Source organism: Crenothrix polyspora (assembly GCF_900163755.1).
In the GTDB taxonomy this organism is placed as follows: domain Bacteria; phylum Pseudomonadota; class Gammaproteobacteria; order Methylococcales; family Methylomonadaceae; genus Crenothrix; species Crenothrix polyspora.
The window spans coordinates 1-12,685 of sequence record NZ_FUKI01000111.1; the positions used below are offsets into that span (position 1 = coordinate 1).

The 12,685-nt window shown below is 44.5% G+C and carries 12 protein-coding genes; 3 read left to right on the forward strand and 9 right to left on the reverse strand.

The annotated features are described in order from the left end of the window. On the forward strand, positions 1-201 hold a 201-nt coding region (locus CRENPOLYSF2_RS19030), incomplete at its 5' end, for a hypothetical protein (RefSeq protein ID WP_217884088.1). A gap of 22 nt (positions 202-223) precedes the next feature. Further along, entirely contained in the window at positions 224-1,141 is a 918-nt protein-coding gene (locus tag CRENPOLYSF2_RS09055; protein WP_245807960.1) for a DUF4124 domain-containing protein, read from the forward strand. Here the strand turns inward: CRENPOLYSF2_RS09055 and argB are convergent. The 4 genes from argB to coaBC are packed head-to-tail and all read right to left on the reverse strand — an operon-like array spanning position 1,118 to position 6,329. Continuing rightward, the gene (argB, locus tag CRENPOLYSF2_RS09060) at positions 1,118-2,014 is read right to left on the reverse strand and encodes an acetylglutamate kinase (RefSeq protein ID WP_087143650.1); all 897 of its coding nucleotides are present in this window, start codon (positions 2,012-2,014) and stop codon (positions 1,118-1,120) included. The two genes, CRENPOLYSF2_RS09055 and argB, sit on opposite strands and share 24 nt — an antisense overlap. 20 nt (positions 2,015-2,034) lie before the next feature. Then, on the reverse strand, positions 2,035-4,647 hold the full coding sequence (locus CRENPOLYSF2_RS09065; protein ID WP_087143630.1) for a phosphomannomutase/phosphoglucomutase: 2,613 nt from the start codon (positions 4,645-4,647) through the stop codon (positions 2,035-2,037). Between the two features lie 28 nt (positions 4,648-4,675). Beyond that, positions 4,676-5,131, reverse strand: a complete 456-nt coding sequence (dut, locus tag CRENPOLYSF2_RS09070; RefSeq protein WP_087143631.1) for a dUTP diphosphatase — start codon at positions 5,129-5,131, stop codon at positions 4,676-4,678. Continuing rightward, positions 5,112-6,329: a bifunctional phosphopantothenoylcysteine decarboxylase/phosphopantothenate--cysteine ligase CoaBC gene (coaBC, locus tag CRENPOLYSF2_RS09075; RefSeq protein ID WP_087143632.1), complete on the reverse strand. Its 1,218-nt coding sequence runs from the start codon at positions 6,327-6,329 to the stop codon at positions 5,112-5,114. Before coaBC ends, dut begins: the two co-directional genes overlap by 20 nt. A gap of 90 nt (positions 6,330-6,419) precedes the next feature. Here coaBC and radC point away from each other — a divergent pair, with 90 nt between their 5' ends. Next, on the forward strand, positions 6,420-7,094 hold the full coding sequence (gene radC / locus CRENPOLYSF2_RS09080; protein WP_087143633.1) for a RadC family protein: 675 nt from the start codon (positions 6,420-6,422) through the stop codon (positions 7,092-7,094). Positions 7,095-7,354: 260 nt separating this feature from the next. On the opposite strand, the gene CRENPOLYSF2_RS09085 is transcribed toward radC, so the two are convergent. The 5 genes from CRENPOLYSF2_RS09085 to gnd form a co-directional block, all read right to left on the reverse strand. Next, positions 7,355-7,930: a YggT family protein gene (locus CRENPOLYSF2_RS09085; protein WP_087143634.1), complete on the reverse strand. Its 576-nt coding sequence runs from the start codon at positions 7,928-7,930 to the stop codon at positions 7,355-7,357. A gap of 5 nt (positions 7,931-7,935) precedes the next feature. After that, on the reverse strand, positions 7,936-8,757 hold the full coding sequence (proC, locus tag CRENPOLYSF2_RS09090) for a pyrroline-5-carboxylate reductase (protein WP_087143651.1): 822 nt from the start codon (positions 8,755-8,757) through the stop codon (positions 7,936-7,938). Between the two features lie 212 nt (positions 8,758-8,969). Further along, entirely contained in the window at positions 8,970-9,656 is a 687-nt protein-coding gene (gene pgl / locus CRENPOLYSF2_RS09095) for a 6-phosphogluconolactonase (RefSeq protein ID WP_087143635.1), read from the reverse strand. Further along, positions 9,657-11,141, reverse strand: coding sequence for a glucose-6-phosphate dehydrogenase (gene zwf, locus CRENPOLYSF2_RS09100; RefSeq protein WP_087143636.1), 1,485 nt, complete (start codon positions 11,139-11,141; stop codon positions 9,657-9,659). A 90-nt stretch (positions 11,142-11,231) separates the two neighbouring features. After that, entirely contained in the window at positions 11,232-12,680 is a 1,449-nt protein-coding gene (gnd, locus tag CRENPOLYSF2_RS09105; protein ID WP_087143637.1) for a decarboxylating NADP(+)-dependent phosphogluconate dehydrogenase, read from the reverse strand. Positions 12,681-12,685: the final 5 nt, after the last annotated feature.

Below are 12,685 nucleotides of genomic sequence, written 5' to 3' on the forward strand. Positions count from 1 at the left end.
GTAACCGTTCGCACTGAGCTTGTCGAAGTGTGCCGTTCATGCTTCGACAAGCTCAGCACGAACGGTGGCTGTAACTGTTCTAAGTTGAAAACGCTGTATCACTATAATTTATGCCAAGATCATGAAAAATATTTAATTTATGTCACATTGTATTGTAAGGGTGTCTGTATTTTTAAGCTGTCTGTGCTGTCTACTGAGTAGTCAAACGGCGATTGCCAAAAAAATGTATCGCTGGGTAGACGACCAAGGCAAAACGTTTTTTTCTGATCAAGTGCCGCCTAAGCATAATCAATTTCGCCGCGACTCACTGAGCAAAAAAGGCCGTGTCATTGAAGTAATAGAAAAAGCGAAAACCAAAGAGCAAATTACCCAAGATAACCGGCTTGCAGAGCTACGCAAAGAGCAAGACAAGCTGATTGCTACGCAAAAAACCCATGACAAAGCTTTATTAAGTACTTTTCATTCTAAAGAGGACTTAATAAACGGACTCAATGCAAAATTTGAAACACTGGATAGCGAAAAAAAAATTATTGCCGGCAACTTGGAGCAATTAAAAACCTTGCTTAACTGGCAACAAAAACAGGCTGCCCTGCTGGAGCGTGACGGTAAAAAAGTGCCGCAGAAATCACTGACCGAAATGCAGTCTACTCAAGAGCAGATTAAAAAAACTGAGCGTTCTGCACTGGTTAATATGCAGAAAAAACAGCAAATAGAAACAGAATATAAGGCAAATTTTGATCGGTTTGTTTATCTCACCGAACCTGCAACAGATGAACACGAAGTTAAACTTGCCAGTATTATTGAAGCCAATAAACTGGGTTTATTTTATTGTCACAACGACCACCAATGTAACAAAGCGTGGGATATTGGCCATAAATTTGTTAATTTTTACTCAACAACACCGGCTGATATTTATAACGACAAACTCATTATGAACCGTCTTCCGGCGACCGATTCAGATTTGAGTTTATCGTTATCCAAAATAAAACTGACAGATACCAACTATCAACTTTTTCTCGATATTCGCTGCCGAGACTCGTCTCAAGGTCGTGAATTATGTGCTGGCCAAAAAGTCAGTAGCATACGCGCTTCCTTCAGACCTTATATTAATAATGCCTTAGCGCGGGCGGCTCAAGAGTAACGTACCAACACCTTGGTCAGTAAACAATTCCAATAAAACGGCATGCTCCACGCGACCGTCGATGATATGCACACTGTTGACACCGCCTTTCAGCGCATCGGTAGCACAACGGGTTTTAGGGATCATACCACCAGAAATCGTACCGTCTTCAATCAAGTCATCAATATCTTTTAATGTTAAGCCGGTTAATAACTCACCTTGCTTATCTAAAATACCAACAGTATTAGTCAATAAAATCAGCTTTTCCGCTTTTAAGACTTCGGCCAGTTTACCAGCTACCAAGTCGGCATTAATATTATAAGACCGCCCATCTTCGCCCGCACCAATCGGCGCAATTACCGGAATAAAATCACTGTGTCCCAGCATATCAAGTGCGGAAGGGTCAATACTACTGACTTCCCCCACATAACCCAAATCAATAATTTCAGAATCTAGCGTATCGGTCGCGTATTTTTTTTGGGTAATTTTTTTAGCGCGAATTAAATCACCGTCTTTGCCGGTTAAGCCAATAGCTTTGCCACCGTGTCGGTTAATTAACGACACAATTTCTTTATTGACCAAACCGCCTAATACCATTTCCACAACATCCATTGTTTCACTGTCGGTAACCCGCATACCATCGACAAAACGCGTTTTAATATTAAGTTTTTCCAGTAGTTGGCCTATCTGTGGGCCACCGCCATGTACCACAATCGGATTAAGCCCTACCAATTTCATCAGCACAATGTCTCTTGCAAAACTGTGTTTAAGGGCTTCATCAATCATTGCATTGCCACCAAACTTAACCACGATGGTTTTGCCTTTAAAACGCTGAATATACGGTAAAGCTTCTATTAAAACATCCGCTATTTGGTGGGCGGTTCTTTGTTGCATCATTGGCTGACTTTCCATGCTTAAAAAGGGATTACAAGATCGGGGTTAACGCTATTAATAAGCTGTTTAAAATGCTGCTGTATGCGCTGCATCGCTTCCAGCGTATCGCCTTCAAAGCGCAGTGTCAATGCAGGCGTGGTATTGGAGGCACGCACCAAACCCCAACCATCGACAAACTCAACGCGCAAACCGTCAATATCAATAATACTCGCATCGGCAAAATCAGCAGCGGCACGCAAATTTGCAAGCACATCAAAGCCGTTATCTTCAGCAAGTTCAATGGTTAATTCCGGGGTATTAACGCTGTCTGGAAAACTGGCAAAAACCTGTGCGCTTGAACCTTGATCATTAGACAAAATTTCAATTAATCGGGCAGCAGCGTATAAGCCATCATCAAAACCAAACCAGCGATCATTGAAAAAAATGTGGCCGCTCATTTCACCGGCCAATTTAGCGCCGGTGGCTTTAATTTTGGCTTTCATGAGTGAATGACCACTTTTCCACATCTGTGGTCTGCCGCCGTATTTTTTAATTTGTGTTGCTAAATGCGTGGAGCATTTCACATCATAAAGCACCTCAGCACCCAAATTAGCCGCTAATACATGCTTGGCAAACAGCATCATTTGCCGATCAGGCCAAATAATTTTTCCATTGGAATCCACTACCCCCAAACGATCGGCATCGCCATCAAAAGCGATACCGACATCGGCTTTATAATGCTTAACCGTGGTCATCAATTCGTGCATATTTTCCGGCTTACTGGGGTCAGGGTGATGATTAGGAAAACTACCATCAATATCACAATGCAGCTCAATAACTTCACAGCCCAACGTTCGCAGTAAAGTGGGGCCTAATTTACCACCAACGCCGTTACCGCAATCCAAAACAACCAGCATCGGCCTTGAGATACGAACGTCGTCAGCAATTGTGCCAATGTATTCATTACTGAAGGCGATATTTTTCTCAATAAGCCCCATGTCACCGACGCTGTAAGCCCGTGTATCAATACAGGCTTTAAGTGCCTGAATACGCTCCTCGGCCAAGGTTTCACCCGCAATCACCATTTTAAAACCATTGTAGTCAGGGGGATTATGGCTACCCGTTACCATAATGCCGCAACGGCCTTCCAGATGCTGGGTGGCAAAATACAATACTGGCGTGGGTATCATGCCAATATCCATAATATTACACCCTGTTGACGCAATACCTTTAGCCAACTCTTCAGCAAGAACAGGGCTTGACGTTCTGCCATCACGCCCCATAGCCACTGTTTTACACCCGTGTTTTTTAGCCTCGGTTCCAAAAGCCCGACCAATATCGTAAACCATATTCAGCGTTAATGTTGTACCGACAATCCCGCGAATATCGTAAGCTTTAAAGATGCTGGGAGCGCTGTTTTTTACAGGTACCTTAACCAATAAATCGCTAATAATTTCAGTGGGTAAACGTGTTTTTACCTGTGGAATACTCGCTGGCTTAACTGCCACCTGTTCGTTATCAACGTTATTGTTAATTACTTTTTTCACTAAATCTGGCTTTATATAAGTAGCTGACTGTAATGATGCCATCGGTGTATAAATAGGCTCCTCTCGCTTGACCTGGGCAGCTGTTATCTCAACAAATTCAGTGCTATCTGGCGCGGAGAAAAAACCATTTTCTTCAAGTGCATTATCGTCGTCTACGGTATTTTTAATATGGCCTGAGGAGTCATCTAAAGCACGATTAAGGCGCAAAAATGAGGCAATAATCGTGTTCATCTCCGCTAAACTAACAGGGTAACTGCCTAATGATTTATGCCCGACAATGTCTTTAAAGGCTTTAAGCACGCTGCTTAAATCGTCTTTAATTAATCTGGATAACTGACGATAACCTAAAAACACTGCTACAACCGCCACACTGAGTGCCAGCACAAGAATTCCTAGAAGCGTGCTTAGTTCAGCTAAACTTGTGCCACTAGGGTATTCGTAATACAACTTCCAATCACTGTGTGGCACATTTAACTCAGCGCTAGCTGCGGCAGTTTTACCCAGCGCCGTGCCTGATATGCCTAATACCAATTTGGCTTGCCGTAATTCAATATAATAATTATTTAACGTGGTAGCCTTAATGGTTTTTGCAATAAAACCGTGGTCAAGACTGGCTAAAATAACCCCCACCACGCGGTCACCTTGTCGCACTTGACTGGTCATTGCCAAATGCCGATTAACCCCGCTATCGCCTTGCACAACAGGCGACTGATTAGTAAGCAAGGTTTCACGCACCATGTCTAAATCAGCGTAACCCATATTCGGTACGGTACTTTCATCAATTTTATTAATATCAGGTGTTAACAGCCTGATTTTAATAGCTTCTGGAAAATGACTCTGAATGTTTTTAGCCGCTGACTCCAGCAAAATAGTATTGCCCGTGCTTAATGCGCTAATAACCTCAGGTTGCTGTGCAATATTATCCAGCGTTTTATTTAATAAATATATTTGCTGCGATACACTTAAAGCAACCGCTTTAGCTACCTCATGGGCTGCATCTTCTTTAGTATTATTAACCACAGCTGAAGAAAGCCAATGTACGCCGCCACCAACCGCTAAAATTAGTACTACTATCATCAACAGCAACAGCGTAAATAATCGTTCCATCTGCACTACCTCTTCATTGACAATTGGCCTAGTGACGACCAGTATGGCCAAAGCCGCCTACGCCTCGAACACTGTCATTAAATGCTTCAACACGTTCAAACACTACTTGCACAACCGGCACAAACACCATTTGTGCAATCCGCTCGCCAATATTAATAGTAAAAGCGCTCGTGCTACGATTCCACACCGACACAAAAACCTGGCCTTGATAATCCGAATCAATTAAACCCACTAAATTACCCAGCACCACACCGTGCTTATGGCCAAGACCTGAGCGCGGCAATAATACCGCTGCCAATTCGGGGTCATTAATATAAATTGCTAAACCGGTGGGGACTAAAATAGTCTCACCTGGTTTTAGTTCGGTTGCAACCTCAAGACAGGCACGTAAATCCAACCCCGCAGAACCTAAGGTTGCATAATCGGGTAAGGCAATCTCGTTACCTAAACGCGCATCTAAAATTTTAAGTTGTATTTTTTTCATTCATCCTCTCAACGATTAACTGTATTAACTGCTTGGCGATCTGATTTTTATCCGCCATTGCTATTATTTTCTGGCCGGTACGCCAAAAAACATGTAATTCATTTTGTTCACTGTCAAAACCACCCTGATCTTTACCCACCCAGTTAGCGGCAATCATATCCAGATTTTTTTTGTACAATTTATCCTGTGCATACTGCTCAAGATCATGGGTTTCAGCCGCAAAGCCCACGGTAAAAGGACGTTTAGCCAACTGTGCCACGCCGGCAAGCACATCACGGGTTTTCTTTAAGTTGATTACCAGCGCTTCGGTATGTTTTTTTATTTTTGTCGCTTGCGTATTAACTGGCGTGTAATCTGCAATGGCGGCAGCACCAATATAAATATCGTAGCGTTCAGCCCTGTTTATCACTTCGGCATACATTTGCTCAGCACTTTCCACAAAGATAACCTCAACCTGGCTAACTGGCGCTAACGCGACAGGGCCACTGACTAAAGTAACCTGTGCGCCCGCCTCTACAGCGGCTTTGGCAAGTGCATAGCCCATTTTTCCTGAGCTACGGTTAGTAATATAACGTACAGGATCCAAGGCTTCGCGGGTTGGCCCTGCGCTGATTAACACTTTTTTGCCTTGTAGCAATAATGTCAGATCCGGTAAATTCGGCTGAGTTAAACGAGACATTAAAAAATCACTGATATAGGCCGCTTCTGCCATACGTCCAAAACCGGTTTCACCACACGCCTGCATACCTTGTTCAGGGCCAATCAGCGTAACCCCGTGCCGGATAAGACTTTGTATGTTTTCTTGGGTCACTGTTTTATGCCACATCGCCTGATTCATCGCGGGGGCAACATACACAGGGCACGTTGTCGCCAAATACAACGTGGAGACTAAATCATCCGCTATACCGTGGCTGCATTTTGCCAGTATGTTGGCGGTGGCAGGCGCAATAAGCAACACATCAGCCCAACGCGCCAGATTAATATGCCCCATTGCATTTTCTGACTCTGTTTCGCACAAATCGCTATACACAGGATGGCCAGACAGCGCCTGAAACGTTAAAGCGCTAACAAATTGTGTCGCCGAGGAGGTCATAACCACGCGCACGTCACAGCCATATTTACCCAATAATCGAACTAATTCTGCCGATTTATAAGCAGCAATACCGCCACTGACGGCTAAGAGAATACGTTTATTAATAGCTAAGCCTCGGTGATGATAAAAACCAACATTATGGCAAGTATAGCCACATTCTTCTATGCTTTAATTTTATCTTAAAAAGAGTAACCGATGACCATTAAGGATTGGAATGCAGAAGATCGACCACGAGAAAAGCTATTGCAACGTGGCCCTGCGGCACTCACCGATGCAGAATTGCTGGCAATTTTCTTACGCACCGGCACACCAGGTAAGTCGGCGGTGGATTTGGCGCGTGACTTGCTCGAACAATTCGGCTCGTTAAAAGCCTTGCTCAATGCAGATCATCAGCAGTTTTGCCAAGGCAATGGTTTGGGGGATGCTAAATACGCACAACTGCAAGCGGTATTGGAGATGGCCAGGCGGCATTTTAAAGAAATTTTGCAGCGAGGTAACGCACTGTCCAGCCCTGATATTACCCGTGCTTATTTAAGTGCCAGACTGCGTAGCTACAATTATGAGGTCTTTGCCTGTTTGTTTTTAGACAACCAAAATCGCGTTATTCAATTGGAGGAATTATTTCGAGGCACTTTAAACAGTGCCAATGTCTACCCAAGAGAAGTGGTTAAACAAGCATTGCATCATAATGCTGCTGCCGTCATTTTTGCCCACAATCACCCATCGGGTATTAACGAACCCAGCCAAGCCGATAAATACATTACCGAAAAACTGCAACAAGCCTTGGCTTTACTGGATATTCGCGTACTCGACCATTTTATTATTGGCGACGGTCAGCCGTATTCTTTTGCTGAAAATGGGCTGCTGTAAAATACTGTATCAATTTAAGGAACGTGCATGAAATAACTTGAACAACTTAAACGCCACCACCGTTCGTGCTGAGCCTGTCGAAGCATGAACTTGCTCAAGTTATTTCGTGCGCGTTCCTAAGCTGGCACAGATCATTAATCCGTTCATGGCTGCGTGGTCGAAATATGTTCAGGTTAAGCGCCCATATTTCGATAAGCTCAGTAGCAACGAGAACTTTATGGGCTGCTACTGAATAGCCAAAACATAGGCCCCAATCTGTTTTAACCAATAAAACTGGCTAACTCTTGCAGCGGTGGCAAAATAATCATTTTACTCAGTTGTAGCAACAATAACGCCACCATCGGCGATAAATCAACACCGCCTAATTCTGGAATAAATTTACGGCAGGTATCCAGCAGCGGGTTGGTGAGGCTGTATAAAATGGATGCCGCTGAACGAAAACTACCCGAGTCTAACCAACTTAATAAGGCTCTGGCAAAAACCGCAAATACAAAAACATTAATCAACAACGCCACTAACTGGGTAATAGACAGCAAAGTTAATGCGCCAATATTAAGCGTAACGCCTTTAAGAACTAAAATTGAAAAATCCGACAGCATTTGTAAACTTAAAATCAGCACCAAAGACGAGGTGTCTATTTTGCCGATAGGCGGTACAAAGCGACGTAATAGCTTTAACGGTGGGTGGGTAATTTTAACTAAAAATTGCGAAATCGGATTATAAAACTCAGCTCCCGTCCATTGCAGTAAAAAACGCAGTAATACCGCCAAAATATACAGCGACAACAAGGTATCAATGATAAAAATGAGGGGGTCGACAACATAAGACGCAGTCATTGGGTTTACTCCGATTGTTGTGACATTTCAATGGAACGGTCTCTTGCCGCATGTAAAGCACGAGCAACCAAATCTGTAAAGCCGCCTTGCTCAAAGGTTTCTATGGCCCGTTGTGTCGTGCCATTGGGCGAGGTAACTCGCTCACGCAGTTGCTGTGGCGATTCAGAGGATTCCAATGCAATTTTGGCCGCTCCTAAAGCGGTTTGCTGTACCAATAATCGTGCGGTGCTTTCGGTTAAGCCTAAGTCAATAGCCACTTTTTCCATGGCTTCCATCAGTAAAAAATAATACGCAGGGCCGCTGCCAGACACGGCGGTTACGGCATCCAGATCGCTTTCATTATCAACCCACAGCGTAATACCCACCGCCCGTAAAATGCTTTCAGCCGTATCACGTTGTTCATTAGAGACGTGGCTGTTGGCGTGTAACGCCGTTGCACCGGTTAACACCAAAGCGGGAGTATTGGGCATGCAGCGTACTATGGCGGTATTATTGCCCAACCAGTTACTCAGACTTGTTTGGCTAATGCCCGCCGCAATAGAAACCACCAGTAGATTTTTTTGCTGTACTATCGACGCTGCCGCAGTGGCAACCGCCTTTAATATTTGTGGCTTAACCGCCAATACCACAATATCCACCGCATTTAATACCACCGTGTTATCGACACTGGTATTAATGTTTAAGCTGCTGGACAACGTCGCCAGTGTATCTGGGTTAATGTCGGATACAAAGATAAGTTCGGCGGGATGCCCGCTGGCAATCAAGCCACTGATTAAGCTGGTGGCCATATTACCGCCGCCGATAAATCCTATTTTGTGTGTGTGCATGGTAAGTATATCTCTGTCAGATGTTAAATTCATTTTAACCTAAATAGGGCTTTTACCGTCAATTGCAAAGCTTTCTGATAAAAGCCGGTCAACGTAAATGCAAACGCTATTAATCTGATCAGCATACCTTTTGATGTGTTACATCGCAACGTCGCCTGATTAAAAATACTGCATGTGTAATATCAGGGACAGCCGCTTTTTCAATTTACTATTTATGTACGATTGGCTACGCTATTATCCATATAAACATCAATCCCGCCAGCAGGATGAATGTTTGCCACGGGCAAATCTTGCCCTGCTCGCCATTGCTTAACCGCTTCCTGTTTATTGGCACCGGTAATAATAAAAATAAGCTGCTGCGTTGCGCTTAAGGCTTTGGCGCTCAAAGACACTCGCTCATCCGGTGGTTTAGGAGAGTTGTAAACCGCGTGTGTTAAATCATCTGTATTATGTTGATGACCTGGAAACAAACTGGCGGTATGGCCGTCTTCTCCCATGCCCAGCAATACCATATCAAACGGCAGTGCATCAGCGACGATGGGCTGATAAAAACTAGCCGCCAATTTTGGACCAAATTCAGCCGGCATGGTAAATACCTGACTCTCAGGAATCGCCACATGCGCTAAAAACGCCCGTGTTGCCATAACACTGTTTCTGTCTTTATGCTCTTCTGATAAACAGCGTTCATCACCGTAGTAAATAAACCATTTACCCCAGTCTGCCTCTGTTTTACTGAGTAAACGATAGACTTTTTCCGGTGTACCACCCCCTGCTAATACCAGCTTGAATATACCGTGCTGGCTAATAGCCTGCTGTGCTGCGCTCAGTATGCGCTGACATACCGCTTGTGCAACGTCATCACCGGTTTCTAATATGTGCCATCGACTGTTTTCTTGCATTTATTTACACTCCGGGGTTAAAGAACTGCGCCAGGATTGCGCATCCTTATCAAACAAACGGCTATCTTCTGGCCCCCAGGAACCTGCTGGGTAAGTAGCAATATAATCACGTTCAACTGCCCAGGTTTGCAGAATAGGATCAACAATTCGCCAGGCATATTCCACTTCATCAAAGCGTAAAAACAGTGAGCGATCACCTTTTAAGACATCCAGCAATAAATCTTCATAGGCATCTATGGCTTTTTCATCATGATTACGGAAGCTGGCATCCAGACTGCGAGTACGGGTATTCATTTCCAAACCGGGCTCTTTTACCGTCATTTCTATGCGTATGCACTCTTCTGGCTGAATACCCAATAGCACCCAATTGGGATTCATGCACTGAATATTGGTATCACGAAAAAACTGTAACGGCGGGTGGCGAAAACAGATGGAAATAGTCGATTGCGATTTCGCCATGCGTTTACCAGTGCGCAAATAAAACGGCACACCGCGCCAGCGCCAGTTGTCAATGTACAATTTCATGGACGCATAAGTTTCGGTAACACTGTTAGCCGGAACGTTTTCTTCTTGCAAATAACCGTTCACTTTTTCGCCGTCAACCACACCCTTCGCATATTGTCCACGGAAAGCCTGAGCATGGACGGCTTCTTTAGGGATAGGACGTATTGATTTTAAAATTTTAACTTTTTCATCGCGCAGCGCTTCAGCCTCCATAGACACCGGCGGTTCCATAGTCACCAATGCCAGCATTTGTAAAAGATGACTTTGCAACATATCCCGCAATGCGCCAGCACTGTTGTAATAATCAGCGCGACTTTCAATGCCCAAGGCTTCCGAATGGGTAATCTGAATATGATCGATGTAATTGCGATTCCATAACGGTTCCAACATAACGTTGGCAAACCGGAACACCAGTACATTTTGTACCATGCCTTTACCAAGATAGTGATCGATACGATAAATTTGTTCTTCGGTTAAATAATGGCTGATACGCTTTTGCAAGGCTTGGGCGCTGTCCAGATCGTAGCCAAACGGTTTTTCGATAATAATCCGTCGCCAGCCACTTTCCTCATCAAACAAATGATTATTGCTGAGGTTTTCCATCACCGGCCCAAAATCTGCCGGACTGATGGACAGATAAAACGCTATATTTTTAGGAAACAGGCTTTTTTGGTTAAGTGTGGCCGCCAGTTCGCTATAGCATTCGGCTTGGTCGATGTCGCCACGGTGGTAATACATTCTGGCACTAAAGCGCTGAAAGATTTTTTCATCAAAATCATCCTTAACTTTAGTCTGAATCATATCCCTAAGTTCTGCTAGCCACTTTTCCTGATCCCAGGGTCTGCGGCCTATGGCAATAATGCGCGTACCTTGGGGCAGTTGATTGGCCACATCCAGATGATACAAGGCAGGCATCAGTTTAATGCGTGATAAATTGCCGGTGGAGCCAAAAATGACGTAAGTACAGGAGTCTGCGTTCATAGAAATTAAAATTGTTTTAAGTTAATCATATCCATCTACACCCTAGAAGAATACAGGGCAATGCGCTCACAATGATGATAAAAAAATCGCTTATACCGTGTACGTGGTAGAGGCAGTCTTACCACCATGCCCCGTCCAATCAGTATGAAAAAATTGGCCTCTGGGTTGATCGACCCGCTCGTAAGTGTGTGCGCCAAAATAATCGCGTTGCGCCTGTAATAAATTGGCGGGTAGGCGTTCGCTACGGTAACCGTCGTAATAAGCCAAGGCAGATGACAGCGCCGGTGTTGGAATGCCCTGCTCTATGCCTAAAATAACCGTTTTACGCCAACCTGCATCACTCTGAGTCATGGCATCAATAAAATAATCGGCCAGCAGCAGATTTTCCAATTGTGGATTGGTTTGGTAAGCGTGTTTAATATCATTTAAAAACTGGCTGCGGATAATACAACCGCCACGCCACATCAAGGCAATTTCGCCGTAGTTAAGCGCCATCTTGTATTCTTTGGATGCTTCACGCATTAACCAAAAACCTTGTGCGTAAGAGATGATTTTGGCGGCATACAGCGCATCGCCAATCGCAGTAATCATCGCTTGTTTGTCACCTGCAAAAGGCGTTGCTGTGTGCTTAGGCAAGGCGCGTGCAGCCTTAACACGCTCTTGTTTTTGCGCAGATAAACAGCGTGCAAACACCGATTCGCCAATCAATGTGAGTGGAATACCCAAGTCCAGCGCATTGATCCCTGTCCATTTGCCAGTACCTTTTTGGCCAGCGGTATCGAGAATTTTTTCCAGCAGCGGCTGGCCGTCGCTATCTTTATAGGCCAAAATACCGGCGCTAATTTCAATCAAGTAGGAACTTAATTTACCTTGATTCCATTCGGTAAAAATAGCGTGCATTTCATCGGCGCTTAACCCCAAGCCTTCGGACAGCAGTTGATAGGCTTCACAAATCAACTGCATGTCGCCGTACTCAATGCCGTTATGCACCATTTTGACATAATGGCCAGCGCCGTTATCACCCACCCATTCACAGCACGGTTCACCGTTGACTTTGGCACTGATGGCCTGAAAAATGGGCTTAACCGCTGGCCATGCGGCCTTATTGCCACCAGGCATGATCGATGGGCCGTTTCGTGCGCCTTCTTCACCGCCAGAGACTCCGGTGCCAATATAGTTGATATTTTTTTCTTTGAGTTGGGCAGTGCGGCGATTGGTGTCGGCAAACAATGAGTTGCCACCATCAACAATAATATCGCCAGCCGACAGCAACGGTACTAACGTGTCGATGTATTGATCGACTACCTCACCGGCTTTAACCATCAACATGACAATACGCGGGGATTGCAGTTGACCCACTAGCTCTTCCAGAGAATTCGCACCAACCACTTGCGTATCTTTAGCAGGGCCTTCAAGAAATTCCTGAGTGGTGCTAGTGGTGCGGTTGTAAACCGCCACTTTAAAGCCGTGGTCATTCATGTTTAAAACTAAGTTTTGCCCCATTACCGCAAGGCCAATTAAACCTATATTTGCTTTCATGTAGT